Source organism: Streptomyces sp. NPDC091371, assembly GCF_040684275.1.
Taxonomy (GTDB): domain Bacteria; phylum Actinomycetota; class Actinomycetes; order Streptomycetales; family Streptomycetaceae; genus Streptomyces.
In genome coordinates this window covers 1-25,962 of the sequence record NZ_JBFBFP010000029.1, presented here as the reverse complement: position 1 = coordinate 25,962, position 25,962 = coordinate 1, and the positions used below count along the sequence as shown (strand labels likewise).

The following is a 25,962-nucleotide window of genomic DNA, read 5'->3' as shown; positions in this document are numbered from 1 at the left end:
GATGCGGGTACGTGCGGCCGCATCCGGCGATCGTCCGCGAGCTCGAGCCGCAGGCTCGCGAGTCCTGCCCTGCGGGTCCGCCCTGTGGGTCAGCCCTGCGGGTCGGCCCTGCGGGTCGGCCCTGTGGGTCAGCCCTGCGTGTCCGCCGACGCCCCGATCGTCCTGTTGCGGCGCGACACCGCCGCGCGCAGGACCCGCTTGCCCTCGTTGGACAGGGCGAGCGCGCCGCGCAGGCCCGAGCCCGATTCGTCGGCGAGCATCTCCAGCAGGGCCGCCTGGCGGCGCTGTTCACCGAGGGTGAGGGGGCGGACGCCCTCGGTGTCACCAGCGCGGTACGCCTGGATGCGCGCCTCGTCGACGGCCGGAGCGCCGTCCAGCAGCTGGTGGATGCCGAGCAGTACGGTCGAGCACTCGTCGGCCCAGGCGCGGAGGGCGTCCGCGCAGTAGGTCGCGGGGATGTGCTCGACCAGCCGCATCGCGTACTCGGCGAGTTCGCAGTCCGGAGTGACCCGGCGCACCCGGATGCCGGCGGCGCGCAGTCGGCCGAGCCAGCGGTCACCTCCCTCGACGGCGACCCAGAGGGGGCGCAGTACCGATTCGTCGACGTCCAGGCCGAGGCCTTCGACGCCTTCGAGGAGGGGCATGCAGCGGTCCACGCAGGCGACGGCGCTCGCGGCAAGCGCACGCTCGTCCGCACGGGCGATCAGTTCCACCAGGCTCATGACTCGTACTGCGCCATATGGCCGGATCTCGTCACAGCGCCACATCAGGCTTCGCCGCTCCGCCCGGCACCGCTGCCTATCGGGCCTTCAGGCGCCGCAGACCGGGCCCTCACGCGCCCTCAGCGCACTCCCATGCGCCGCTGCATCAACTTCACCCGGTTCGTGTGCGCCGCGAACCCGAACCCCGCACACGCCGCCAGAGCCACCAGCCCCGCATACAGCAGGGGAGCCGTCGCGGCCGCGAGGATTCCCTCGCTCACCGCCCGCCCCAGCGCTTCACCGGCACTGGCGCTCTCCTCTGTCTGCGCCGAGGCGTACATGTTGATGCCCAGCTGCGCTGCCACCGTCGAGCCCGACAGCACCGCGCCCAGCTCGTACGCCGCCATGCGGACCCCTTGTCGCGCTATCTCCGCATCCAGCGCCGCCGCGTTCCCGCCCGCCGCAGGAGGGGGGACCGGCTGCTGCGCGGAACTCGGCCCGGACATGTTGAACGGATCGGACACGGACTGCTTCCTCCTCGTACTACCCGTTGTCGGCGGCCCGTCGGAAACCGCCGGGGCCCGGGCCGAAGACGGCCCGGGCCCCTTCGCGTACTCCCGGTCAGGCCGGCAGCTGCGCCTCGATCGCCGCGATGACCTCGTCGGCCTCGGGCTCGGTGCGCGGGCGGAAGCGCGCCACGACCTCGCCGGCGGGGGAGATCAGGAACTTCTCGAAGTTCCACTGGATGTCGCCCGCCTCGCCGTCCGCGTCCGCGACCTTCACCAGCTCCTGGTAGAGCGGGTGCCGGTTCTCCCCGTTGACCTCGGACTTCTCCAGCATCGGGAAGGTCACGCCGAAGCCGGCCGCGCAGAACGTCTGGATGTCCTCGGCGTTGCCGGGCTCCTGCCCGCCGAACTGGTTGCAGGGCACGCCGATGACGGTGAAGCCCTTCGCCTCGTACTTGAACTGCAGACGGGCGAGCCCCGAGTACTGCGGGGTGAGCCCGCACTGCGAGGCGGTGTTCACCAGCAGGATCGCCTTGCCCTTGTGGGCCCCGAGGGTGGTGGGCTCGTCGTTCAGGGTGGTCAGCGGAATGTCGTACAGGCTCATCAGGCTCTCCTCGGCGGGAAGGGCAGGCAAAGGCTCGGGGGGAGCGCTCGGACGGGAGCGCTCGAAGTACTTCGTACTTCGCTCGAAGGGCGCGATCGAAGGACTCACTCGACGCACTCGCTCGAAGTACTCGAAGGGAAAGGCTAAGCGCCCGAGCCGATCAGTTCGTCGGCCGGGTCGTTCACCGGCTGCGGCATGCCCGTGAGGTCCATGACGAACAGCGGTATCCCCAGATCGTCCGCGCGGGCGCGGGCGGCCTCCGTGTATCCGGCGAGCGCGAAGTAGACGCTCGTCGCGGAGGCGGTGAGTCCGTTCAGCCAGACGCACTCCACCGCCCGCAGCCCCGCCGGGGCGGTGGTCGGGTCCACCTGGGCGACGAGGCCCGGTGCCCGCAGGTCCACGGCCGCGGAGGGGATCGGACGGCCGTCGGGCTGGCGTACGTCCTGGAAGCCGAGCCAGCGCAGGTACAGCGCGGCCGTGGCCACCGCGTCCCGGGCCGTACGGATGGTCACCGGGCGGAAGGCGGGGCGCGGCACCGGCGTGGGCTGGGGTGATGGTGCCTGCGGCGACGGTGTCGGCGACGCAGCCCGTGGTGACGGCGCCTGCGGCGATGGAGACTGGGAGTGTGGCGACGGCGCCTGTGGTGATCCGTGTGGTGTCGGCCGCTGCCCGTCTCCGCCGTCCTCCGGGTGCGGGGGCGCGTCCGCGGTCGCATCCGCCGCGCCCTCCGCCCCACCGGCGCGCCGATCCGGCCCGGCCGCCGCCCCGGCCCCCACCGGGTGCACCGGCAGCCGCACCACCGTGCCGCACGATCCGCACCCCAGCTCCGGATGCGGCCACTCGCTCTCCCGGCCGCAGGACTCGCACCGCACCGCCACCCAGCTGTCCGACCAGGTGCGGTGGGTCAGCGGCTGCGGGGGCGCCGCCAGGTCCAGCGGCGGATTGACCGGGCTCCCGCAGGCGCACGGGAAGACCGGGGCGGTGTAGCCGTTCTCGCGCAGGCACGCCGGGCAGCGCACCGGTACCGCTTCCGCCATGAGACCTGGACCCCCTCCGTCGCTGTGCGTACGTCCATGCTCCACCACCGGCGACCGCCGGGGCGAGTGGCGCGTCATTTCCGGTCATCGGCTTGGTCATTTGTGTAAGTCACCGAGCGAGATGTGGCTTTTGGTGGCTTCCGGGGTCCCCAACCGCCTTGACGTCCGGGGACCCGCCGCTTAGCTTGTTCCGTATAGCAGAACAAAACTTCCGGATGACGGAAAAGCCTGACCGCCACACCCGCAGGAGAACCTGATGCCTCGTATGACAGCCGCCGCCGCTGCAGTTGAGATCCTCAAGCTTGAGGGTGTCGAACAAGCGTTCGGCGTGCCCGGTGCTGCGATCAACCCGTTCTACCGCGAGCTCAAGAACGTGGGCGGCATCGCTCACACGCTGGCCCGCCACGTCGAGGGTGCCTCGCACATGGCGGAGGGTTACACCCGCGCCAAGGCCGGCAACATCGGCGTCTGCATCGGTACCTCGGGCCCGGCCGGCACCGACATGATCACCGGTCTGTACTCCGCCATCGCGGACTCCATCCCGATCCTGTGCATCACCGGTCAGGCTCCGGTCTCGAAGCTCCACAAGGAGGACTTCCAGGCCATCGACATCGCCTCGATCGCCAAGCCCGTCACCAAGGCCGCCACCACGGTCCTGGAGGCCGCTCAGGTCCCCGGTGTCTTCCAGCAGGCCTTCCACCTGATGCGCTCCGGCCGTCCGGGCCCGGTCCTCATCGACCTGCCGATCGACGTCCAGCTGACCGAGATCGAGTTCGACCCCGAGACCTACACCCCGCTGCCGGTCTACAAGCCGCAGGCCAGCCGTGCCCAGGCCGCGAAGGCCCTCCAGTTCCTGCTGGAGGCCGAGCGCCCGCTGATCGTCGCCGGTGGCGGCATCATCAACGCCGACGCCTCCGACCTGCTGGTCGAGTTCGCCGAGCTGGTCAACGTCCCGGTCATCTCCACCCTGATGGGCTGGGGCGTCATCCCGGACGACCACGAGCTGGCCGCCGGCATGGTCGGTGTGCAGACCGCCCACCGCTACGGTAACGCGACCTTCCTCGAGTCGGACACCGTCATCGGTATCGGTAACCGCTGGGCGAACCGTCACACCGGTTACAACCTGGACGCCTACACCAAGGGCCGCAAGTTCGTCCACGTCGACATCGAGCCCACCCAGCTGGGCAAGATCTTCGCCCCGGACTTCGGCATCGCCTCCGACGCCAAGGTCGCGCTCGAGCTCTTCATCGAGATCGCCAAGGAGCTCAAGGCCGAGGGCAAGCTGCCGGACTTCTCCGCCTGGACCGCCTCGGCGCAGGAGCGCAAGGCCACCCTGCAGCGCCGTACGCACTTCGACAACATCCCCCTGAAGCCGCAGCGCGTCTACGAGGAGATGAACAAGGCGTTCGGTCCCGAGACCCGCTACGTCACCACCATCGGTCTCTCCCAGATCGCGGCCGCGCAGTTCCTGCACGTCTACAAGCCGCGCCACTGGGTCAACTGCGGCCAGGCCGGCCCGCTCGGCTGGACCATCCCGGCCGCCATCGGTGCCGCCACCGCGCAGCCCGAGGTCCCGGTCGTCGCCCTCTCCGGCGACTACGACTTCCAGTTCATGATCGAGGAGCTGGCGGTCGCCGCCCAGCACAAGGTCCCCTACGTCCACGTCCTCGTGAACAACGCGTACCTGGGTCTGATCCGCCAGGCGCAGGGCGGCCTCGGCATCAACTTCGAGGTCAACCTCGAGTTCGAGAACATCAACACCCCGGAGATCGGCGTCTACGGCGTCGACCACGTCAAGGTCGCCGAGGGCCTGGGCGTCAAGGCCATCCGCGTCACCGACCCGGACAAGCTGGGCGAGGCGTTCGAGCAGGCCAAGAAGTGGGCCGCGGAGTACCAGGTCCCGGTCGTCGTCGAGGCCATCCTGGAGCGCGTCACCAACATCGCGATGAGCAAGACGGTCGACATGAGCGACGTCACCGAGTTCGAAGAGCTCGCGACCGAGCCGGGCCACGCCCCGACCGCGATCAAGTCCCTCCAGGTCTGATCGGTCGCCCGTAGTACCCGTAGTACCCGTAGTACCCGTAGTACGCAGTAGACAGCGGCCCCCGCTCCTCCTCCGGGAGGGACGGGGGCCGCTGTCGTTCGTGCGCAGCGGGTGCCGTGGGGGTGCGGGGCCGGTGCCGGTGGCCCGACCAGTGCCGTTCGCGCGGCCTGGGGTGGCCCTGGAGCCGGGGTCGCCCCGGGGGCCGCTCGGCAGCGCCCGGAACAGCCCCTCAGGGGCCTCCTCCGGGCCCGCGGGCGCCCGTGGCACCCCAGGCCCTCCGGCCCCGCCCAGCGGGCTTCCTGGATGGCCTCAGCAGGGCGTCACCTCGGGGTCGAAGAGACACAGGCCCCAGGGTTCCACTGTGCCGTCGCAGAGTTCGGCCAGGAACTGCACCGCCCCACCCTCGTAGTGCCACCAGGCTCCGCCGCGACCCGCCACGGTGACGAACCATTGCTGCGGGGTCTCGCCGGCCGTACTCCACACGGACTGGTCACCGTTGTGGGAATCCGCCCATGGCAGAAGGCCGCGGAGCCAGAGTTGCTCCCCGCCCGGCTCGGGCAGGCCCACATGGAAGTAGTCGCCGATGACGAACGACGCGTACCGCTCGGCGAGGTGCTTGTAGTCGGACGGCAGGGTGGTGCCCAGGCTCTCCTCGACCAACGCCCAGTCGAGAGGGGCCGGTGCCGGCCGGCGGTGGTCGGCCAGGCCGGGGACGGCGCGCTCAAGCGCAGCCAGAGCCTCTGCCGGATCGGTGATGCGGCGCTTCGGTGTCTGTACGTCGATGTCGATGAGATCGTCCGTCATGGACCGGAGCCTGCCAGACCCGTCTGACACCCTCATGGGCGGACTGGGCGGACCGGGAACGGCAAAGAGCCGAGTCACGGGACCGTCCGTGACTCGGCTCTCTGGTTGGTACCGCCCGACAGTGCGAGGCTGGCGCGACAGGACGTTCGCACCGCCGGGCGGAGTAGGAGGCTCCTCAGTCCCGTGCAGGGGGCTCTGTGCGTAGCCCCTGTACGGGAAGAGGAGTGGCTGGGACCGTGGCGAACGGCGACGAGAACTCCGGCTTCGTCTCCCTCAGGTCAAGAGACGGGCCTCGGAACCCATTACCACCGCACTGGCTCGCACGCTCGCCACGGTCCTCGTCCTGCCCTCACCGCGTACCACCCCTCATCCGGGTAAGCGGGTCGGGCTCGGTACCCGGGGCCTGACCTCCCGTCAGGCCCCCGGTACAGCTGTGCGGCTCTCAGGCGTCGCGCAGGGCGCGAACGGCCTCCTCGACGCGCTTGCCGTAGTCGGCGTCGGCGGCGTGGAAGTGAGCCAGGTTCTTCTCGATGACGTCCTCGAGGGTGACCTGAGACAGGCCGCCGGCGATGTTCGCCACCAGACGCTGCTTCTCGGCCTCCGACATCAGGCGGTAGAGCTCACCGGCCTGGAAGAAGTCGTCGTCCTTGGTGTGGGCCGGGGCGGCGTGGGTGCCCGTGTAGCCGGAGACGGCCTTCGGGGCGCCGAGCGCCAGGCCGGTCTCGGCCGGACCCTGGTACGAGTTGGGCTCGTAGTTCTTGTCGTGGCGCGAGCCGTTGCGCAGCGCCATGACACCGTCGCGGCCGTAGTTCTCGGCCTTCGTCGCCTTCGGGGCGTTGACCGGCAGCAGGGTGTGGTTCACACCGAGGCGGTAGCGCTGGGCGTCGGCGTACGCGAACAGACGGCCCTGGAGCATCTTGTCCGGCGAGGCGGTGATGCCCGGGACGAAGTTGTTCGGGGAGAAGGCGGACTGCTCGACCTCGGCGAAGACGTTGTCCGGGTTGCGGTCGAGGACCAGACGGCCCACGCGCTGCAGCGGGTAGTCCGCGTGCGGCCACACCTTGGTGAGGTCGAACGGGTTGAAGCGGTAGTCCGCGGCCTCGGCGGCGGGCATGATCTGCACGTACAGGGTCCACGAGGGGTTCACACCGCGCTCGATGGCCTGCAGCAGGTCGGTCTGGTGCGAGTTCGGGTCCGAACCGACGATCTCGGCGGCCTGCTCGCCCGAGAGGGAGCGGATGCCCTGGTTCGTCTTGAAGTGGTACTTGACGAAGAAGGCCTCGCCGGACTCGTTGGTCCACTGGTACGTGTGGGAGCCGTAGCCGTTCATGTGACGGTACGACGCCGGGATACCGCGGTCACCCATGAGCCAGGTGATCTGGTGCGTCGCCTCGGGGGCGTGCGCCCAGAAGTCCCAGACGTTGTCCGGCTCCTGCTTGCCCGTGAAGGGGTCGCGCTTCTGGGAGTGGATGAAGTCGGGGAACTTGATCGGGTCCTTGATGAAGAACACCGGGGTGTTGTTGCCGACGAGGTCGTAGTTGCCCTCTTCGGTGTAGAACTTCAGCGCGAAGCCGCGCGGGTCGCGGACCGCGTCCGCGCCACCCAGCGAGTCGGCGACGGTGGAGAACCGCAGGAAGGTCTCGGTCTTCTTGCCGACCGTGTTCAGGAACGCGGCGCTGGTGTACGCGGTGACGTCGTCGGTCACCTCGAAGTAGCCGTACGCGGCCGAGCCGCGGGCGTGCACCACGCGCTCCGGGATGCGCTCACGGTTGAAGCGGGCAAGCTTCTCGATCAGCTGCTGGTCCTGGACCAGGAGCGGGCCACCGACGCCGGCGGTGGCGGAGTTCTGGTTGTCGGCGACCGGGGCGCCGGACTCGGTCGTCAGCGTGCGCTTCGACATGGTGACCTTCCGTACGGGTAACTGCTGACGGAAAGTACCTTCCGCCATGCGGAGCCTAATTTCGGCGGGAACTAAACGTCAACAGTTTGTTGAACAAAGATGGGAGAGAGGTAATCCGGACGGTGCCGGCGCTTGGGCGCGACAGGACAGGTGTCAGCACCGGCACCATCCGGAAACTCAGGTCCCCCTAGGGGGAGGGGTGCTCTGCGAGATCAGAGCTGGGCGCCGGAAAGGCGCTCGACCGCGCGGAGCAGCGCGGAGTGGTCCAGGCCACCGTCACCCTGGGCGCGCAGCGAGGCGACCAGCTGGGCGACGACCGCGCCGACCGGCAGGGCCGCACCGACGTTGCGGGCGGCGTCGGTGACGATGCCCATGTCCTTGTGGTGCAGGTCGATCCGGAAACCGGGCTTGAAGTCGCGGTTCAGGAAGTTGGCCTTCTTGCGGGTCAGGACCGTGGAGCCGGCCAGACCGCCGTTGAGCACGTCCAGAGCGGCTTCGAGGTTCACGCCGGACTTCTCGAGGAAGACGACGGCCTCGGCGCACGCCTGGATGTTCACCGCGACGATGAGCTGGTTGGCGGCCTTGACCGTCTGGCCGGAGCCGTGCGGGCCGCACAGGACGATGACCTTGCCGAGGGCCTCGAGGACCGGGAGGGCCTCGTCGAAGTCGGCCTGCTCGCCACCCACCATGATCGACAGGACGGCCTCGATGGCGCCGGCCTCGCCGCCGGAGACGGGCGCGTCGATGACGCGGATGCCCTTCTCGGCAGCGTTCTTCGCCAGGTCGATGGAGGTCTGCGGGGTGATCGACGACATGTCGATGATCAGCGCGCCGGACTTGGCGTTCTCGAGGATGCCGTTCTCACCGTAGGAGATGGCCTCGACCTGCGGGGAGGCGGGCACCATCGTGATGATGACGTCGGCGTCCGCGACGGCCTCGGCGATCGAGCCGGCGGCCGAGCCGCCGGCGGCGGCCAGGCGGTCCAGCTTGTCCTGCTCCAGGGTGAAACCGGTGACCGAGTAGCCGGCCTTCAGGAGGTTCTCGGCCATGGGGGAGCCCATGATGCCGAGACCGATCCACGCGATCTTGGGGAGGTTGCTCATGATGAGGGTCCTTCTCTTAATGCTTCGTACGAAAAGTGCGTGACGTGCCTGGCTGATCGCCCGGACTTTGTCCGCTTACTTCGCGGCGCGGGCCTCGGCCGGCAGCCACTCGAAGGAGGCGGCAGCGTCGGCGGCCTTGTACTCCAGGCCTACGTAGCCCTCGTATCCGGCCTTCTTCAGCTGGTCGAGCAGCTCCTCGAGGGGCAGCTCGCCGGTGCCGGGGGCACCGCGTCCGGGCTTGTCCGCGATCTGGACGTGACCGGTCTTGGCGGCGTACTTTTCGATGACCTCCGAGAGGTCCTCATCGTTCATCGCCAGGTGGTACAGGTCGAGCAGGAACTTGGCGTTGCCGAGGCCGGTGGCCTCGTTCACCTTGTCCACTACCTCGATGCCGGCCGGGGCGCTCACCAGCGGGTAGAGCGGCGACTCGGGCTTGTTGAGGGTCTCGATCAGGAGGATCGCGCCGACGCGGTCCGCGGCCTGGGCCGCGACGACCAGGTTCTTCAGGGCGAGCTCGTCCTGGACGGCCGGGTCCACGCCTTCGACGCGGTTGCCGTACAGGGCGTTCAGCGCCTTGCAGCCGACCGAGGCGGCGAAGTCCGCCGCCACGTTGATGTTGGCGTTGAAGCGCTCCGACTCCTCACCGGGAACCGAGACCGCACCGCGGTCCGGGCCCGGCAGCTGGCCGGCGTAGAAGTTCAGGCCCACCAGCTGCGTGCCGGCGTCCTCAAGAGCCTTCTTGAGGGCGTCCAGCTCTTCCTGGGCGGGGGTGGGGGTCTCGATCCAGGGCCACCACAGCTCGACCGCCGTGAAGCCCGCCGCGGCGGCAGCCGCGGGGCGCTCCAGGAGCGGGAGTTCCGTGAAGAGGATCGAAAGGTTTACATCGAAGCGCTGGTCCGTGTATCCCATGAGGGGTGTGCGCTCCTTCCGTATTGCGGAAGTTAGTTTCTGCTTGATGGAAGACTGCATGGGCTTGCGCGCGGATGTCAAGTGCGGACTCCCGAAAAAACGTGACCGGGAGGTAGCTTGACCGCGTGCGATTGAGAGTGGAGTTCACGACCGAGCCCTTCGACCTCGAAGAGGCCCCTGCCCACGCCGTGGCGGCCCGAGAGGTCATCCAGAAGGCCCAATTGGACGCGGTGGACGTTGGTCCGTTCGGCAACACCGCCGAGGGCGGTGCCGACAGCGTCCTGGCCGCCGTGGGCGCGCTGCTGCGCGACTCCCTGGAGGCCGGTGCCACGCGCGTCTCGCTCCAGGTCAGCGTGATCGGGGAGGAGAACCCATGACCGAACCCCGCGACCACCCCTTCGTCGCCGCGGTCAAGCCGCTGATCGACGCCATGGGCGGCGAGCTGATGGATCCGGCGCTGGCCCAGCCCGACGACGTCGTGCTCGCCTGGGAGGGCCAGGAGCTGCTCGCCGTACGCCTGCCCCAGCTCTCGGACTCGCTGGACCACATCCTGGCCGCCCTGGAGCGCCGGCACGGCGTACCGTTGTCACAGCTCGACCGGAAGTCCAAGCAGGACGTCGTACGCATACTGGAGGCGCGGGGCGCCTTCTCCGTGCGGCACGGTGTGGAGACGGTCGCGGGCGCACTGGGTGTAAGCCGCTTCACGGTTTACAACTACCTGAACCGGGACGCGAACACTTCGGCGAAGTCGAACAAGAGCAGCCAAGAGTGAGAGCGATCTGACCCACAGTGACGAGCCGCCGCCCAATTCACCCGGGCGGCGGCTTTTGTGTACGGGAAGTTTCAACAAAGTGTTGACGCCGTGTTGTGGACAGCGTTAGCTATGCGGAGCCCGTCAAAGCAACAACAGGCCACGGAGGCCTACCGTGACTTCGAGTCCGACCCCGGGTCTCACCCGGTTCAACGCCTTGGACGACAGCGCGGCCACGGCCGAGCTGCACGAGGTGTGCGCCAGTTCGGCATGGGGGAGCAAGATGCTCGCCCAGCGCCCCTTCGCCACCGCCGAGTCCCTCTTCACCGCGAACGAGGCCGCCATGGCGGAGCTCACCGCGGATGACCTCGGCGAGGCCATGGGAGGCCACGCGCCGATCGGCCGGCCGAAGCCGGGAGACCCGACCTCCGCCCGCGAGCAGCGCGGCATGGCCGGTGCCTCGGAGGAGCTCAAGAACGAGCTCCTCGAACTGAACCTGGCCTACCAGGACAAGTTCGGCCACGTCTTCCTCATCTGCGCCACCGGTGCGACCGGTGAGTTCATGCGGGACGCGGTCAAGGTCCGGATCGACAACTCGCCGGAGCAGGAGCGAGAGATCGCCCGCGGCGAGCTCGTCAAGATCAACAAGATCCGCCTGACCCGACTCGTAGAACTCGCAGAAGAAGGAGCGTGAGCATGAGCACCGCAACCACCGCGTCGGTGTCCACGCACATCCTGGACACCAGCATCGGCAAGCCCGCCGAGGGCGTCGCCATCTCCCTGTCGGCCCGTACGGGTCTCGACGGCGAGTGGGCGGCCCTGGGCGGCTCCGCCACCGATGCGGACGGGCGCTGCAAGGACCTGCCGGCGCTGCCGGAGGGCACCACACACGTGCGTCTCGACTTCGAGACCGAGACGTACTTCGCAAAGAAGCAAGCCGAGGCGCAGCAGGACGCCCCCCGCGTAAGGGACAGCGCTACGTTCTTCCCCGAGGTCACCATCACGTTCGCGGTGAACCCGGGCGAGCACTACCACGTACCGCTGCTGCTCAACCCGTTCGGCTACTCCGTTTACCGAGGGAGCTAGCATGGCCACGATTCTGGGCCAGAACCAGTACGGCAAAGCAGAGAACCGCGTCGTCAAGATCACGCGGGACGGCGACACCCACCACATCAAGGACCTGAACGTCTCGGTCGCCCTCTCCGGCGACATGGACGACGTCCACTACAACGGCTCGAACGCCAACTGCCTGCCGACGGACACCACCAAGAACACGGTGTACGCCTTCGCCAAGGAGTACGGCATCGAGTCCGCCGAGCAGTTCGGCATCCACCTGGCGCGCTGGTTCGTCAACAGCCAGGAGCCGATCAAGCGCGCGCGCATCCGGATCGAAGAGTACGCCTGGGACCGGATCGCCACGTCCGACGCCAACTCCAAGTTCATCGGCGCCGATGAGGTGAACCACTCCTTCGTCCGCAAGGGCATGGAGACCCGCGTCACCCAGATCACGTACGACGGTCAGAACTGGGAGGTCATCTCCGGCCTCAAGGACCTGATCGTCATGAACTCCACGAACTCCGAGTTCTGGGGTTACGTGAAGGACAAGTACACGACCCTGCAGGAGGCGTACGACCGCATCCTGGCCACCCAGGTGTCGGGTCGCTGGCGCTTCAACTGGTCGGACGACGAGCAGCGGATGCCCAACTGGGAGAAGTCCTACGCCGAGACCAAGAAGCACATGCTTCAGGCCTTCGCGGAGACCTACTCCCTCTCGCTGCAGCAGACCCTGTACCAGATGGGTTCGCGCATCATCAACCACCGTTCGGAGATCGACGAGGTCCGCTTCTCGCTCCCGAACAAGCACCACTTCCTGGTCGACCTTGAGCCGTTCGGCCTCAAGAACGACAACGAGGTGTACTTCGCCGCGGACCGTCCGTACGGTCTCATCGAGGCCACGGTCCTCCGTGACGGCGTCGACGCCCGGATTCCTGTGGACATGACCAACCTCTAGGGGCCGGTCGAAGCTCGGCACGTGTGTCCCGGGGCTCCGCAGTGGCCCCGGGACCGCGACACTCTTCACCCTCATGAATCGGCACCCGGACGCAACATATGGGGCGGCAGTACTGTCAGCTGCCAAGGCCCCCGGCTCCGGCACTCAAATCCCCAGGGTTTTGCCGTGCCCGCATCGCCACTTGAAAGTGCGAGGAAGTCCCATGGCAGCATCGTCAGCCGCTGGCAGCGCCGTAGAGCGCATCGTCATCGAGAACTGTGCGATTGCAACCGTCGATGCGAATGACACCGAGTACGCCTCGGGTCACATCGTCATCGCCGGTAACAAGATCGAGTCCATCGGAGCGGGCAAGGCCCCCGAGAACCTCGACAATGTGGTCCGGCGCATCGACGGCACCGGACACCTCGTTACTCCCGGTCTGGTCAACACGCACCACCACTTCTACCAGTGGATCACGCGTGGTCTGGCCACCGACCACAACCTCTTCAACTGGCTCGTCGCGCTGTACCCGACCTGGGCGCGCATCGACGAGCAGATGACGTACACGGCCGCGCAGGGCTCCCTGGCCGCGATGGCCCGGGGTGGCGTCACCACTGCGATGGACCACCACTACGTCTTCCCCAAGGGCTCCGGCGACCTCTCCGGGTCGATCATCCGCGCCGCCTCCGAGATGGGCGTCCGCTTCACCCTCGCCCGCGGCTCCATGGACCGCAGCGAGAAGGACGGCGGCCTGCCCCCGGACCACGCGGTGGAGACCCTCGAGGGCGCGCTCGCCGACACCGAGGCGACCGTCAAGAAGTTCCACGACGCCTCCTTCGACTCGATGACGCAGGTCGCCGTCGCGCCGTGCTCCCCCTTCTCGGTCTCCACCGAGCTGCTGAAGCAGGGCGCCGAGCTGGCCCGCCGCCTGGGTGTGCGCATGCACACGCACGGCTCGGAGACCGTCGAGGAAGAGAAGTTCTGCCACGAGCTCTTCGGCATGGGCCCGACCGACTACTTCGAGTCGACCGGCTGGCTCGGCGAGGACGTGTGGATGGCGCACAGCGTCCACATGAACGACTCCGACATCGCCGCGTTCGCCCGTACCAAGACCGGTGTCGCGCACTGCCCGTCCTCCAACGCCCGTCTGGCCGCCGGCATCGCCCGCGTCCCGGACATGCTGGCCGCCGGCGTCCCGGTCGGCCTCGGCGTGGACGGCACCGCCTCCAACGAGTCCGGTGAGCTGCACACCGAGCTGCGCAACGCGCTGCTGATCAACCGCCTGAACCCGGTCCACCGAGAGCGCGCCCTGAACGCGCGCCAGGCCCTGCGCCTCGGCACGTACGGTGGCGCCCAGGTCCTCGGCCGCGCCGACAACATCGGTTCGCTGGAGGCCGGCAAGTGCGCCGACCTCGTGCTGTGGAACCTGAACACGTTCCTGCACTCCTCGATCGCCGACCCGGTCACCGCGCTCGTCTTCGGTGCGGCCGCCCCGGTCACCGCCTCGTTCGTCAACGGCAGGCAGATCGTCGAGAACAACCGTCTCCTCACCGCGGACGAGGACGCCATCGCGGTGTCCACGCGGGAAGAGGCCCAGCGCCTCGCGCGGATCTCCGCGCAGGGCTGATCCCACGGAGTCCGGCCGGGGGGGACGGCCCCCGGCCGGCGGCCGCGGACCCGAGCGGGGTCCGCGGCAGCCGTTCCCGGGACGCGCCTGAGGATTTTCCGAAGGCGCCCCCGGGGGCGGTGACTCGTGCCACTCGCTCCACCCATGGCCTCGCCACCCTTCTCACCGTGTCCGTCACGGGTGGCTTCGCCATGCGCGAAAACAGCCGCGGATCGTTTCAGACGAACGTTTCCACGGCCCGCTTCGCACCCCTTGGGACAGGAATTCGCAGTACCCACAACTCCATACAGGCCCGACTCGCACAGCTTTCGCACGACCTCCCAGACACAACGCGTCCCTGCCGGCGCGTTCAACAGTTCGGAGGAACCCATGGCCCAGGTGCCCAGGTTTCGCAAAGACGCAGTCGCAGTACCGCAGGTCTCCGAGGAGGCGGGGGAGAAACACCCCGTCGACGAGACCCTGCCCCCGCTGAAGATGTTCACCAGCGGTCTCCAGCACGTGGCCGCCATGTACGCGGGTGTCGTCGCCCCGCCGATGATCGTCGGCCCGGCCGTCGGCCTCTCGGCCACCGAGACGGCCTTCCTGATGGGCGCCTCGCTCTTCACCGCGGGTCTCGCCACTCTGCTCCAGACCCTCGGGTTCTGGAAGATCGGCGCCAAACTCCCCTTCGTCAACGGCGTCTCCTTCGCCGGCGTGACCCCGATGATCGCCATCGGCAAGGGGGAGGGGGACAACGCCATCCCCATCATCTTCGGCGCGATCATCGTCGCCGGAGTCATCGGCTTCTTCGCCGCCCCGTACTTCGGCAAACTCGTCCGGTTCTTCCCACCGGTCGTCACGGGTACGGTCATCACCCTGATCGGCGTCTCGCTCCTGCCGGTCGCCTTCAACTGGTCGCAGGGCGGGAACAGCACCGCCACCGACTACGGCTCGATGAAGAACATCGGCATGGCCGCCCTCACCCTGGTGATCGTCCTGCTGATGCGCAAGTTCCTGCGCGGCTTCCTCCAGCAGATATCCATCCTGCTCGGCCTGGTCGCGGGCACGGTCATCGCACTTCCGCTCGGGATGACGAACTTCGACGCCGTGAAGAACGCCTCGGTGGTCGGCTTCCCCACCCCGTTCCACTTCGGCGCCCCGCAGTTCCAGGTCGCCGCGATCATCTCGATGTGCATCGTCATGCTCGTCTGCATGACCGAGTCCACCGCGGACATCCTCGCGCTGGGCAAGATCGTCGGCCGGCCGGCGGACGAGAAGGCCATCGAGGGCGGCCTGCGCGCCGACACCCTGGGCAGTGCGATCAGCCCCCTGTTCAACGGGTTCATGTGCAGCGCCTTCGCCCAGAACATCGGGCTCGTCGCCATGACCAAGGTGCGCAGCCGGTTCGTCGTCGCCGCGGGCGGCGGCATCCTGATCCTGCTCGGCCTGTGCCCGATGGCCGCCTCCGTGATCGGCGTGGTCCCGCTGCCCGTGCTCGGCGGCGCCGGCATCGTGCTCTTCGGCTCGGTCGCGGCCAGCGGCATCCAGACCCTGGCCGGGGCGGCCATGGAGAAGGGCGAGAACGCCCTGATCGTCGCCGCGTCCGTGGGCATCGGCCTGATCCCGATCGCAGCGCCGGAGTTCTACCACGCCTTCCCGAAGGACCTCCTGGTCGTCCTCGACTCCGGCATCAGCACCGGCTGCGTGGTGGCGATCCTGCTCAACCTGGCCTTCAACCACCTCGGCGCCAAGAAGGGCGCCGGGATGGCCTCCGGCCCGGAACCGGTTCCGGCGCACTGACGGGCCCCGGTCCGGCCCCTGGTCCAGGCCGGACCGGACGGCGGTGCGCACGCCACCCACTGCGGGTGTGGCGTGCGCACCGCCGCTGCCACCCCTACGGGGTGCCCGGTGCCGGGTCCGACCAGATGTCCGGCGACACCGTCCGGATCCGGCGGCCCTCGTGGTCCAGCTCCTGCGCCTCCGACTTGCGCACGTGGAGCGACACCGCCGAATCGGTGATGCGCAGCCCCGGCAACCTCCGCGCGAGGTCGGCCGTGTAGCGGGCGAGGTCCTCCACCGAACGCAAGCGTGCGCTGATCATGAAGTTCCAGCGACCGCTGACGGACATGCACGTACGGGTCTCGCGCAGCCCCGTGGCGGCCGCCGCGAAGTCCGCGACCTCGTACTCCGGCACCTCCGCCCACACCGTCGCCGCTATCGGCCACCCCGACATGCCCGAGGCGAGCGCGCTGCTGAAGCGCAGGCTGTGCCCCGCCTCCAGCCGGGCGATCCGCCGGCGCACCGTCGACTCGCTCATCGCGAACTCCCTCGCCAGCGAGGCGACGCTGCGGCGCGCGTCCGCGGCCAGGGCCAGGACGAGCGGCCGCTCCTCCTCGGTCATCGAGGCGCCGGCGAGGGGCGTCGCAGAAGCGGGACCGCCCGGCGGGCGGCGGGTGCGTCCGGTCCTGCCGGTCAGCAGATCGGTCTGCGCGGGGGTGAGCTGGTCCAGGCGCCAGCGGTCGGGGGCGTAGTGCACGGCCGTGACCACCGACGAGCGGGTGGAGACGACCCCGGGGATCTGCTGCACCCGGAAGGACAGGTACCGGTACAGCGTGTGCAGGTCCGGCACGGCCACGAAGACCAGCAGGTCGCGTCCGCCGGTGCTGTGCTCCACACCGAGGGTGTGCGCGTCTCCCGCGAGCGCGGCGCCGACCGCCGGCGAGGTGCCCGCGGCGCAGACGACCTCCACCCACGCCATACGGGGCGGCTGGCTGCCCGTGCGCAGCCCGATCCCGCTGACCCACGCCTCACCGGTCTCCGTCAGCCGCTCCCAGCGGCGGGCGAGGGTGTCGGGGCGCACGCCGAGCACCGGTCCCAGCCGTTCCCAGCTCGCGCGCGGCGCGAGCTGCAGTGCGTGGACGAGTGCCCGGTCCATGTCGTCCATGGCGGAAATGGCCGACTTCATCACCCTCTCCTGGTGGATCTCCCGGTAGCCGGTCGGCCAAGGGGACTTTCGGCCGATCATCTCTCTTCGTGCATTCAACCGTTCACCCGGGCTGTTGTAGGCACGTTCAGGACATCGGGGAGGACCTGTGGGCGAGGCCGGCTCGGGCATGCGCCAGACGGTGCCCGCGGAGCTGTCCAGTTTCATCGGCCGTGAACGGGAGCTCGCCGCCGTCGCCAAGCTGCTTGCCGACGAACGCCTGATCACCCTCACGGGACCGGCCGGCATCGGCAAGACCCGGCTCGCCGTACGCACCGTCCGCTCCCTGACCAGCAGCGAAGGGCTCGATGCCTGCTGGACCGAGCTGGCCCGGCTGGATCCGCCCGGCCTGCCGGAGCTGGAGGCCGAGCTCCTCGCCGCGCTCGCCGGGCGCGAGGCGCTGCTGGTCCTCGACGGCTGCGAGCAGCTCGGCCGGCAGGCAGCGGCCCTGGCGGAGCGGCTGCTGGGGAGGCTGCCCGGACTGCGGATTCTGGCCACCTCGCAGCGCCGCCTTGGACTCCCGGGGGAGGCCGCTTCCGCGGTGCCCCCGCTGTCGCTGCCCGCGGCGCCCGCGGATCCGGCCGCGCGGCTGCCCGTGGCCGAAATCGCCGGGTTCGCGGCCGTACGGCTCTACGAGGAGCGGGCCCGTGGCGCGGACCCCTTCTTCGAGCTCACCGAACGCAACGCCGGCGCCGTGGCGGCCCTGTGCCGGGCCCTCGACGGGCTCCCGGGCGCGCTGGAGCTGGCGGCCGGGCGCTCGCACCAGTACGCCCCCGGCCAGGCGCTGCGCCGGCTGGCCGCGGACCCGCTGACCTTCCTCGCGGGCGGCGCCGGCCGCGGCACCCGCGTCGACGCGGAGCGCTCCCACAGGCTGGCCCCGCCCGCCGAGCGGCTGCTGCGCGAGCGGCTGTCCGTCTTCGCGGGCTCCTTCGAGCCGGCGGCCGCCGCCGAGGTGTGCGGCTTCGGCGCGCTCAGCCGGGAGAGCGCCGCCGAGGCGCTGCGGGACCTCGCCCCCGGGCTGCTCGCGGACGCCGCGCCCGGTCGCTACCGGCTGCCGCTGTCCGTACGGGCGCACGGGGCCCGGCTGCTCGCGCACGGCCGGGGCGGGGACGGGGCGACCGCCGCCCGGCGCCACCACGAGCGCTGCCGGGTGCTGGCCGAGCGGGCGGCGCAGCTGTGGCGGGAGGGGGCGCAGCGGGAGGCGCGGGAGCTGGCGGTACGGGAGCTGCCGGAGCTGCGGGTGGCGATGAACCCGCTGTCCGCGCCCGGGCCGGCCGCGGCCCTGGAGATCGCCGTGTCGCTGTGGTTCCTGTGGTCGGCGTGCGGGCTGACGGCGGAGGGCCGGCGCCACGTGGAGCGGGCCCTGGCCCTGCACCCGGCGCCGCGGCCGGCCCGCGCGCTGTGGCTGGCCGCCTGGCTGGTGGCGAGCTTCGGCGAGGCGCACGGCGCCGACCCCCTGCTCGTGGAGGCGTGGAGCGCGGCCGTACAGGAGGGGGAGGACACCTGCCTGGCGTACCTCGCGCACGTCCGGGGCACGGTCGCCCTGTGGGAGGAGCGCTACGAGGATGCCGCCGCGGAATACCGGGAGGGGCTGGAACTCCTCCCGGAGGACCCGGAGTTCGGCCCCGGCCCGGAGGCGCTCCGGGCCGCGCGCACCCTGGCCCTCGCCTACACCGATCCCGCGTCCGTCCCCGTCGAGGACGGCCTGCCGGCGGGCCCGGCGGCAGGCCCCGCGGCCCGCCGTGCAGACCCCTGGGCGGGCTCCTGGACCGGCTTCGCCCACGCCATCGTCCACCGCCACGAGGGCCGCCCGGCCGAGGCCCGCACCGCCCTGCTGCGCGCCCTGCGGGCCCAGCTCGCCCTCGACGACCGCCTCGGCGAGTCCTTCTCCGTGGAGCTGCTCGCCGAACTGGAGGCGGACCAGGGGCGGTACGCCGAGGCCGCCCGGCTGCTCGGATCGGTCTCCCGCACCCGGCCGGCGGCCGCCTGCGCCCCCCGCGCCGAACAGGTCCTGCGCACCCGGCTCACCCCGGACGCCTTCCGCGCGGCCTACCGGGCGGGCGCCCGGACCCCGCTCCACCGGCTGCTCCCGGACCTCTGAGCGGCCACCGCAGCACCGGGGCGGTCAGGGCGTCCAGAGCATCAGGTTGCTCATCAGCTCGGCCTGCTCCACGGCGTCGTCGAGCGCGTGGTGCGTGTGCCGGCGCGAGGAGCGAAGCTCGCGCGGCATCCGGCCCTTGACCGCGGCCCGCAGGGGCACGCGCGCCTTCGTCGCGTACAGGGTCTTCATGTCCAGGCAGCCGGAGTGGCCGAACGGGCTGTCCCCGCCGAAGCGCATCAGGTACCAGTACAGGAACGTCCAGTCGAAGGAGGCCGGGTAGCCGCACATCACCGGCTGCGCGCCCGCCTCCGCGGCCGCGTCCCGCACCCAGGTGCGGAACTCGGCCATGGCGAGGGCCGGATCCGCGCCCTCCCGTACGAGCCGCTCCCGGTCCAGCCCGCTGACGGCGAGCGCCTCGGCGACGTACTCGCCGCTGATGGGCCGCAGCTCCCGGTAGAACGTCTGCCGCTCCGGATCGGCGGCCGCGTACGCGTCACCGTCCTGCCGGCCGGCGACGGCCGCCCCGAAGCTGATCATCGAATACGGTCCGGGGATGGGTCCGTCGGCCTCGATGTCGACGGAGATGTACAGACTGGGACGTGCGCTGCGGGCTGCCATGCGCGAGAGCATGCCAGCCCTTGGCAGGAACGATCACCTGATTTCCCGGTCGCCGCACCTCCGCCCCGGGGGGAGGATGGGAAGCGGGGTGCGTCGGCGGATCGAGGTAGTGGTCATGTTCGAGGACACCAAGGCGTTCAGCGGCTTCTCGGTCGACGACCTGGGCCGGGCGAAGGAGTTCTACGGCGGCACGCTGGGGCTCAGCGTCTCGGAGGAGCAGGAAGGGAAGATGCCGTTCCTGTACCTGAACCTCGCGGGCGGCGCGAAGGTGCTGGTCTACCCGAAGGACAACCACCGGCCCGCGAGCTTCACGATCCTCAACTTCGCGGTGGCCGACCTGGAGAAGGCGGTCGACGAACTCACCGCGAAGGGCGTCCGCTTCGAGCGCTACGAAGGGTTCGAGGCCGACGACAAGGGCATCGTCCGCCAGGAGGGCGCGCCCTCCATCGCCTGGTTCGAGGACCCGGCGGGCAACGTCCTGTCCGTCCTCCAGGAGCCCGCGTAGGCCCGAGCGGAACTACGGGGCCGGCGTCAGGAACATCCCCGTCGCGTCCCCGCCCGCCGTGTTCTTGCAGCTGACGCCCGAGCCCGCCGGCTGGCCCACGGCCAGGGCGAGGCAGCGGCCGACGGCCAGCTGGCCGTAGTAGTTCGGGTGCATGGACTCCTGGACCAGGCTCTGGGTCTCGCTGCTGTCGATCCAGCGCGCCCACTCGCTCGTCTTCGCCGAGGCCGGCGCCGTGGAGCTCACCTGCTTGCTGGCCTTGGCGCACACCTCGCGGCCCTGGAGCATGTCCCGCAGGTCCAGGAACTGGACGCCCTTGGCCGCCGCGACCCCCTTGATGCGGTTCGCGATCTGCGGCACGAGCGAGTCCCGCGCCCAGTCCGAGTCCCGGTTCCAGAAGGGGCACCCGCCGGTGTTCAGCCGGCTCCAGTCGCTCTGCGTGTACCGGTTCTCCGCGCCGCGCGGGATCGGCGACGGGTAGGACTGGAGCACGATCCGGTACGACGAGTCGGCGTACCCGGCCGCCCGCATCACGGCCCGGATCTCGTCCACGGACTTCCCGACGCCGGCCATCGCCGCGTCGATCTTCTGGTCCACCACGACCTGCTGGTCGTCGTAGCAGTACGAGTTCCAGAGCACGAAGTCGTACGCGCACTCCTTGATGATGTCGGCGAAGCCCAGGTCGTTCCCGCCGATGGACAGCGCGATGACCTTGACGTCGTGGGTCGCGGCCACCGCCGCGAGCTGGTCGGCCTGCGGGGCCTCGCCCTTGAAGGCCACCCCGCCGTTGGCCGCCCGGAACACGTTCTGCGAGACCGCCCCGGAGCAGGCGAGGTTCACCGCGACGTCGGCGATCGCCCCGGCGCTGCGCACCTCGGCCGAGTCCGACCGGTGGCACCCGCCGGCGGTGGTCCCGTACACCTTCGCGGGGTCGTAGACGCTGCCGCTGACCCAGGCCCGGTCCGTCCCGTTGCGGCTCCCGGTATTGGTCAGGCTGTTGCCCTGCCAGCGCCCGGCCTCGCCGGAGATGTAGCTGTCGCCCATCGAGACGACGGCGGTGGGGCCGCTGCCGGAACTGGCGGCGGACGTCCCGGCCCCGCCGCCCAACAGGGCGCCGACGGCGAGCGGCAGAACCATCCCGGCTCCGGCCAGTCGTCGCACACGACGGCGGTCCCGGTCCTTGCTTGCGGTGCGGAATCCGATCACTGCGGAACTCCTGCGTTCGGCCATGCCGAAGTCGGCAACGACTCCGTTGCATGGCTGGGAAGTGGGGGTACCGCCGGCCGGTGGCAACGGAAAGGTGACACGCGGCCACTTGTTACCGCTAGGTACAGGCAAGTTACGAACCAGTAACGACCGATCGGTCGTTCGGTGTCCGCCGGGGCTGGACGGACGTGAGAACGGCTCCGCCCCCGTGCCGTTGGGCAGCGGGGGCGGAGCCGTTCGTTTCGGCCGCTGTGCGTGGTCGGCCGAAGGGCTGGTGTCAGCCGGCGAGCTGGTCGTACGCGGGGAGCGTCAGGAAGTCCGCGTAGTCCGCGTCCAGGGAGACCTGGAGGAAGAGGTCGTGGGCCTGCTGCCACTTGCCGGAGGTGAAGGCGTCCTCGCCGACCTCGGTGCGGATGGCGGCCAGTTCCTCGGTCGCGATCTTGCGGGTCAGGTCGGCCGTGGCCGTCTCGCCGTTCTCGAACACGACGCCGGCGTTGATCCACTGCCAGATCTGCGAGCGCGAGATCTCGGCGGTTGCCGCGTCCTCCATCAGGCCGAAGATGCCGACGGCGCCGAGGCCGCGCAGCCAGGCCTCGATGTAGCGGATACCGACCTGGACCGCGTTGCGCAGGCCCTCGTAGGTCGGCTTCGCGTCCAGGGAGTCGATCGCGATGAGCTCGCCCGGGGCCACCGAGACGTCCTCGCGCAGTCGGTCCTTCTGGTTCGGCTTCTCGCCGAGCACCGCGTCGAAGGAGGCCATGGCGATCGGGACCAGGTCCGGGTGGGCGACCCAGGAGCCGTCGAAGCCGTCGCCCGCCTCGCGGTCCTTGTCGGCCTTGACCTTCGCGAAGGCGATCTTGTTGATCTCCGCGTCCTTGCGGGACGGGATGAAGGCCGCCATGCCGCCGATGGCGTGCGCGCCGCGCTTGTGGCAGGTGCGGACCAGGAGCTCGGTGTACGCCCGCATGAACGGGGCGGTCATCGTCACCGCGTTGCGGTCCGGCAGGACGAACTTCTCGCCGCCGTCGCGGAAGTTCTTGACGATGGAGAAGAGGTAGTCCCAGCGGCCGGCGTTCAGGCCCGCGGCGTGGTCGCGCAGCTCGTAGAGGATCTCCTCCATCTCGTACGCGGCGGTGATCGTCTCGATGAGGACGGTCGCGCGGACGGTGCCCTGCGGGATGCCGACGTAGTCCTGGGCGAAGACGAAGATCTCGTTCCAGAGGCGCGCCTCCAGGTGCGACTCCGTCTTCGGCAGGTAGAAGTACGGGCCCTTGCCGAGGTCGATCAGGCGCTGCGCGTTGTGGAAGAAGTACAGGCCGAAGTCGACCAGCGAGCCGGAGGCCGGGGCGCCCTCGAACTGCAGGTGGCGCTCCTGGAGGTGCCAGCCGCGGGGGCGCATGACGACCGTCGCCAGCTCGGTGGCGGGCTTGAGGGCGTACGCCTTGCCGGTGCGGGCGTCGGTGAAGTCGATGCGGCGCTCGTAGGCGTCGATCAGGTTGAGCTGGCCGAGGACCACGTTCTCCCAGGTGGGAGCCGAGGCGTCCTCGAAGTCGGCGAGCCAGACCTTGGCGCCCGAGTTCAGGGCGTTGATGGTCATCTTGCGGTCCGTCGGACCGGTGATCTCCACACGGCGGTCGTTCAGCGCGGCCGGGGCCGGAGCGACCTTCCAGTCTCCCTCGCGGACCTGTGCGGTGTCCGGGAGGAAGTCGAGGGTGGAGGTCCGGGCGATCTCGGCACGGCGCTCGGCGCGGCGGGCGAGGAGCTCGGTGCGACGCGGGGCGAACCGCCGGTGGAGCTCCGCCACGAAGGCGAGAGCCGCTTCGGTGAGGACCTCGTCCTGCCGGGGCAGGGGCTCGGCATCGACGATGGCCAGCGGGGACGGCGCTGGTGCGGACATATCTGTCACTCCTTCAGCGGCGGTGCCTGGCGGCCGCGGGGGAATGCTCGCGCTGGACGGCACGCAGTGCCGTCGGGTGTGGAGAGTTCCGGATACGGTCGCGGGCGCCGTCTGGGGGTTCAGGGCGCTTCTGACCAGTGGATAGTAATTTCCTCATGGTGGAAGTTCAATGGTTTGTTGATGTCGAGATTCTCTGGGTCGACAGATTCCACTCTCCCGTGGCCCTCAGTGCCATCGTCGTCACACCGTGCTCAGGAAAGACGGGCCAGGTCGGGAGGGGTGTCGATGTCGAAGGCCTCCGCGACGTCCGCGCACTCCACCAGGGTGAGTTCCCCGGCATGTCGTGCGAGGTGCACCCGGGCGCCCTTGTCGCCCGTCGCCGTCGCCGCGATGTCCGCCCAGCGGTCCGCCCCGAACAGCACGGGATGGCCGCGCTCCCCGTCGTACGCGGCCGCCACCAGGCTCGCGGGGGAGCGGTACGCCTCCCGGACCCGGGCCACCGCGGCCGGACCGATCCCCGGCTGGTCCACCAGCGAGACCAGCGCCGCGCTCGCGCCCGTACCGGCCAGCGAGGCGAGGCCGACCCGCAGCGAGGAGCCCATCCCCTCCGCCCAGTCCGGGTTGTCCACGACCACGCAGCCGGCCAGGTCGGCCCGCTCGCGGACCTCGGCCGCGGAGGCGCCGAGCACCACGTGCAGCGGGCCGCAGCCCGCCTCGCGCAACACCCGTACGGCGTTCTCGACCAGTGGGCGCCCGCGGTAGGGGAGCAGGGCCTTCGGGCGGCCGCCGAGGCGGCGGCCGCCCCCGGCCGCCAGGAGCAGGCCCGCGATCACCGGTGGAGCGGCGTGGGCAGGGGAGTGGGCAGCTGGGTGGGCGTTGGCTGACATGCCACCGATTCTCGCTCGTGCCCGGAGGCCCGCGGGCGCCGCGTCAGGGCGGCCAGTACGGAGGCCAGCGCGGCACCGATGCGCAGCGGCTCGGAGATCCGGTTCTGGGCGGCAGCCAGCAGGGCGCGTTCGTCACGGTCGGTCAGCATCTCGGCTTCTCCTTGCCAATCGGGGGCCAATACGGCGAGTCTGGTCCTCGATTGGCCTGGCTGGCAGAGCCAATCAGGGGAGGTTGGCATGGCAAACGGGCGAGTGGTCCATACGGCGGACAGGACGATCGGCAGCCGGCAGCTCGCGGCCCTGCTCCCCGCCGAGGTGCTGGCCCGCCCCGGCTACCGGACGCTCGCCGACGCGGTGCGGACCCTGATCCTCGACGGCCGCATCGCCCTGCACGTGCGGCTGCCCGCCGAGCGCGAGCTCGCCGAGGCCGTCGGCGCCAGCCGGGCCACCATCACCAGCGCCTACGACCTGCTGCGCGAGAGCGGCTACGTCCGCAGCCGGCGCGGCTCCGGCACCTGGACCGAACTCCCCGACGGCCACCGCCCCGTCGGCGCCCACGCCATCCTCGGGGCCGGCGGCTACAGAGCCGACGACGACCCCGGCATCGACCTCGCCATCGCCGCCATGGGCGCCCCCGAGGGCAGCCTCGCCGCCGCCCTCGCCTGGGCCGCGCCGAGGCTGCCCCAGCTCGCCCGCACCCCCGGCTACCACCCCTTCGGCCTGCCCGACCTGCGCACCGCCGTCGCCGAGCGGTTCAACCGGCGCGGGCTGCACACGCGCCCCGAGCAGATCCTGATCACGGCCGGGGCGCAGCAGGCCTTCGCGCTCGTCGTCAGCCTCCTGTGCCGGGCCGGAGACCGGGTCCTCACCGAGAACCCGACCTACGCCAACGCCCTCGACGCCCTGCGCCACGCCCGGCTGCGCACCGGGTCCATAGCCGTCTCGGACGCCGGCTGGGACATGGAGATCGCCGAGTCCACGCTCCGCCAGACCGTGCCGAGGCTCGCGTACGTCATCCCTGACTTCCACAACCCCACGGGCGGCCTCATGCCGCCGGAGCAGCGGCTGCGGCTGCTCGCGGCGACCCGGGCCACCGGGACCTGGCTGGTGGTCGACGAGACCATCGCCGACATCGCGCTGGACGTCCCCATGCCCGCGCCGCTGGCCTCGCTGGCCCCGCGCGGGGGCGCCGACCACGTGATCACCATCGGCTCGCTGAGCAAGACCCACTGGGGCGGCCTGCGGGTCGGCTGGGTCCGGGCCACAGCGAAGATGATCACCGAGCTGACGTCCGTACGGGTATCGGCCGACATGACCGGCTCGGTCCTCGACCAGCTCGTCGCCCTCCCGCTGATGGACGACCTCGGCCGGTCCATGCCCGCGCGGCTCGCACAGCTGCGGATCCAGCGCGAGGCCCTCGTACAGTCGCTCCAGCGGCACACCCCCGAGTGGTCCTGGCAGCTTCCGCCGGGCGGCCTCTCGCTCTGGGTGGACCTCGGGGAGCCGGTCAGCTCCGCGCTGGCCGAGCGGGCCGCGTCGGCCGGCGTGCACATCGGCCGGGGCGCCCGCTTCGGCGTGGACCCGGGCACCTTCGAACACCGGCTCCGCATCCCGTACACCCTCCCCGCGGACCGCCTCGACGAGGGCGTCCGCCGGCTCGCGAGCGCCTTCCACGACGGGGTCCCGCTGCCGTCGGCGGTGGACCGGCCGCACTGGGTCGCCTAGTGCTGTGACCGGCAAGGTTCACCGGGTCACGGCGCCCGGCACGGCACCTCGCTGCGTTGTCGGACCGCGCAAGTACGTCCAGTACGAG

At 70.4% G+C, this 25,962-nt stretch carries 25 protein-coding genes; 11 read left to right on the top strand and 14 right to left on the bottom strand.

All coding sequences use genetic code 11. From position 1 onward, the window contains the following. Positions 1-128: 128 nt before the first annotated feature. The 4 genes from AB0O21_RS26675 to AB0O21_RS26660 all read right to left on the bottom strand — a co-directional run bounded on the left by AB0O21_RS26675 (position 129) and on the right by AB0O21_RS26660 (position 2,848). The gene (locus AB0O21_RS26675) at positions 129-722 is read right to left on the bottom strand and encodes a hypothetical protein (protein WP_365174901.1); all 594 of its coding nucleotides are present in this window, start codon (positions 720-722) and stop codon (positions 129-131) included. A 119-nt stretch (positions 723-841) separates the two neighbouring features. After that, positions 842-1,225, bottom strand: a complete 384-nt coding sequence (locus AB0O21_RS26670) for a hypothetical protein (RefSeq protein WP_365174900.1) — start codon at positions 1,223-1,225, stop codon at positions 842-844. Between the two features lie 97 nt (positions 1,226-1,322). Further along, positions 1,323-1,811, bottom strand: a complete 489-nt coding sequence (locus AB0O21_RS26665) for a glutathione peroxidase (protein WP_365174898.1) — start codon at positions 1,809-1,811, stop codon at positions 1,323-1,325. Between the two features lie 143 nt (positions 1,812-1,954). Beyond that, on the bottom strand, positions 1,955-2,848 hold the full coding sequence (locus tag AB0O21_RS26660; RefSeq protein WP_365174897.1) for a hypothetical protein: 894 nt from the start codon (positions 2,846-2,848) through the stop codon (positions 1,955-1,957). A 256-nt stretch (positions 2,849-3,104) separates the two neighbouring features. Here AB0O21_RS26660 and gcl point away from each other — a divergent pair, with 256 nt between their 5' ends. Then, a complete protein-coding gene (gene gcl / locus AB0O21_RS26655) occupies positions 3,105-4,892 on the top strand; it encodes a glyoxylate carboligase (protein WP_365174895.1) in 1,788 nt (595 codons plus the stop codon). A gap of 309 nt (positions 4,893-5,201) precedes the next feature. Here the strand turns inward: gcl and AB0O21_RS26650 are convergent, their stop codons facing one another. The 4 genes from AB0O21_RS26650 to AB0O21_RS26635 all read right to left on the bottom strand — a co-directional run bounded on the left by AB0O21_RS26650 (position 5,202) and on the right by AB0O21_RS26635 (position 9,608). Beyond that, entirely contained in the window at positions 5,202-5,696 is a 495-nt protein-coding gene (locus AB0O21_RS26650) for an SMI1/KNR4 family protein (protein ID WP_365174893.1), read from the bottom strand. 442 nt (positions 5,697-6,138) lie between these two features. Continuing rightward, positions 6,139-7,596 carry a catalase gene (locus AB0O21_RS26645; protein WP_365174890.1) on the bottom strand — a complete coding sequence of 486 codons (1,458 nt, stop codon included), beginning with the start codon at positions 7,594-7,596 and terminating at the stop codon, positions 6,139-6,141. A 212-nt stretch (positions 7,597-7,808) separates the two neighbouring features. Next, a complete protein-coding gene (locus AB0O21_RS26640; RefSeq protein WP_365174887.1) occupies positions 7,809-8,699 on the bottom strand; it encodes a 2-hydroxy-3-oxopropionate reductase in 891 nt (296 codons plus the stop codon). 75 nt (positions 8,700-8,774) lie between these two features. Beyond that, positions 8,775-9,608 (bottom strand): TIM barrel protein, encoded by an 834-nt coding sequence (locus AB0O21_RS26635; protein WP_365174884.1) that lies wholly within the window; start codon positions 9,606-9,608, stop codon positions 8,775-8,777. A gap of 125 nt (positions 9,609-9,733) precedes the next feature. Between AB0O21_RS26635 and AB0O21_RS26630 the strand changes: the two genes are divergently transcribed. The 7 genes from AB0O21_RS26630 to AB0O21_RS26600 all read left to right on the top strand — a co-directional run bounded on the left by AB0O21_RS26630 (position 9,734) and on the right by AB0O21_RS26600 (position 15,755). Beyond that, positions 9,734-9,985, top strand: coding sequence for a hypothetical protein (locus AB0O21_RS26630; RefSeq protein WP_365174881.1), 252 nt, complete (start codon positions 9,734-9,736; stop codon positions 9,983-9,985). Further along, positions 9,982-10,380 (top strand): helix-turn-helix domain-containing protein, encoded by a 399-nt coding sequence (locus AB0O21_RS26625; RefSeq protein WP_365174878.1) that lies wholly within the window; start codon positions 9,982-9,984, stop codon positions 10,378-10,380. The genes AB0O21_RS26630 and AB0O21_RS26625 overlap by 4 nt, the downstream gene beginning before the upstream one ends. A 154-nt stretch (positions 10,381-10,534) precedes the next feature. Next, positions 10,535-11,053, top strand: a complete 519-nt coding sequence (uraD, locus tag AB0O21_RS26620) for a 2-oxo-4-hydroxy-4-carboxy-5-ureidoimidazoline decarboxylase (RefSeq protein ID WP_365174875.1) — start codon at positions 10,535-10,537, stop codon at positions 11,051-11,053. A gap of 2 nt (positions 11,054-11,055) precedes the next feature. Then, positions 11,056-11,445, top strand: coding sequence for a hydroxyisourate hydrolase (gene uraH / locus AB0O21_RS26615; RefSeq protein WP_365174872.1), 390 nt, complete (start codon positions 11,056-11,058; stop codon positions 11,443-11,445). Between the two features lies 1 nt (position 11,446). Beyond that, positions 11,447-12,370, top strand: coding sequence for a factor-independent urate hydroxylase (gene pucL, locus AB0O21_RS26610; protein ID WP_365174869.1), 924 nt, complete (start codon positions 11,447-11,449; stop codon positions 12,368-12,370). 202 nt (positions 12,371-12,572) lie between these two features. Further along, the gene (locus AB0O21_RS26605; protein WP_365174867.1) at positions 12,573-13,976 is read left to right on the top strand and encodes an 8-oxoguanine deaminase; all 1,404 of its coding nucleotides are present in this window, start codon (positions 12,573-12,575) and stop codon (positions 13,974-13,976) included. 369 nt (positions 13,977-14,345) lie between these two features. Continuing rightward, positions 14,346-15,755, top strand: a complete 1,410-nt coding sequence (locus AB0O21_RS26600) for a nucleobase:cation symporter-2 family protein (protein ID WP_365174865.1) — start codon at positions 14,346-14,348, stop codon at positions 15,753-15,755. Between the two features lie 94 nt (positions 15,756-15,849). On the opposite strand, the gene AB0O21_RS26595 is transcribed toward AB0O21_RS26600, so the two are convergent. Then, on the bottom strand, positions 15,850-16,920 hold the full coding sequence (locus tag AB0O21_RS26595; protein ID WP_365174862.1) for an Lrp/AsnC family transcriptional regulator: 1,071 nt from the start codon (positions 16,918-16,920) through the stop codon (positions 15,850-15,852). A 127-nt stretch (positions 16,921-17,047) separates the two neighbouring features. On the opposite strand from AB0O21_RS26595, the gene AB0O21_RS26590 reads away from it, so the two are divergent. After that, complete coding sequence (locus tag AB0O21_RS26590) at positions 17,048-19,039, top strand: hypothetical protein (protein WP_365174859.1); 1,992 nt, start codon at positions 17,048-17,050, stop codon at positions 19,037-19,039. Between the two features lie 24 nt (positions 19,040-19,063). On the opposite strand, the gene AB0O21_RS26585 is transcribed toward AB0O21_RS26590, so the two are convergent. After that, positions 19,064-19,657, bottom strand: coding sequence for a 3'-5' exoribonuclease (locus AB0O21_RS26585; protein WP_365174856.1), 594 nt, complete (start codon positions 19,655-19,657; stop codon positions 19,064-19,066). 115 nt (positions 19,658-19,772) lie between these two features. Between AB0O21_RS26585 and AB0O21_RS26580 the strand changes: the two genes are divergently transcribed. Next, positions 19,773-20,162 (top strand): VOC family protein, encoded by a 390-nt coding sequence (locus AB0O21_RS26580; RefSeq protein WP_365174853.1) that lies wholly within the window; start codon positions 19,773-19,775, stop codon positions 20,160-20,162. Between the two features lie 12 nt (positions 20,163-20,174). Here the strand turns inward: AB0O21_RS26580 and AB0O21_RS26575 are convergent, their stop codons facing one another. The 4 genes from AB0O21_RS26575 to AB0O21_RS26560 all read right to left on the bottom strand — a co-directional run bounded on the left by AB0O21_RS26575 (position 20,175) and on the right by AB0O21_RS26560 (position 24,298). Then, entirely contained in the window at positions 20,175-21,452 is a 1,278-nt protein-coding gene (locus tag AB0O21_RS26575) for a GDSL-type esterase/lipase family protein (protein WP_365174851.1), read from the bottom strand. A gap of 190 nt (positions 21,453-21,642) precedes the next feature. Continuing rightward, entirely contained in the window at positions 21,643-23,262 is a 1,620-nt protein-coding gene (gene aceB, locus AB0O21_RS26570) for a malate synthase A (RefSeq protein WP_365174845.1), read from the bottom strand. Between the two features lie 251 nt (positions 23,263-23,513). Beyond that, positions 23,514-24,149: a nucleotidyltransferase family protein gene (locus AB0O21_RS26565; RefSeq protein WP_365174842.1), complete on the bottom strand. Its 636-nt coding sequence runs from the start codon at positions 24,147-24,149 to the stop codon at positions 23,514-23,516. Continuing rightward, positions 24,092-24,298: a hypothetical protein gene (locus AB0O21_RS26560; RefSeq protein WP_365174839.1), complete on the bottom strand. Its 207-nt coding sequence runs from the start codon at positions 24,296-24,298 to the stop codon at positions 24,092-24,094. The genes AB0O21_RS26565 and AB0O21_RS26560 overlap by 58 nt, the downstream gene beginning before the upstream one ends. Positions 24,299-24,386: 88 nt before the next feature. On the opposite strand from AB0O21_RS26560, the gene AB0O21_RS26555 reads away from it, so the two are divergent. After that, positions 24,387-25,874, top strand: coding sequence for a PLP-dependent aminotransferase family protein (locus tag AB0O21_RS26555; protein WP_365174838.1), 1,488 nt, complete (start codon positions 24,387-24,389; stop codon positions 25,872-25,874). The last annotated feature ends 88 nt before the right edge of the window (positions 25,875-25,962 follow it).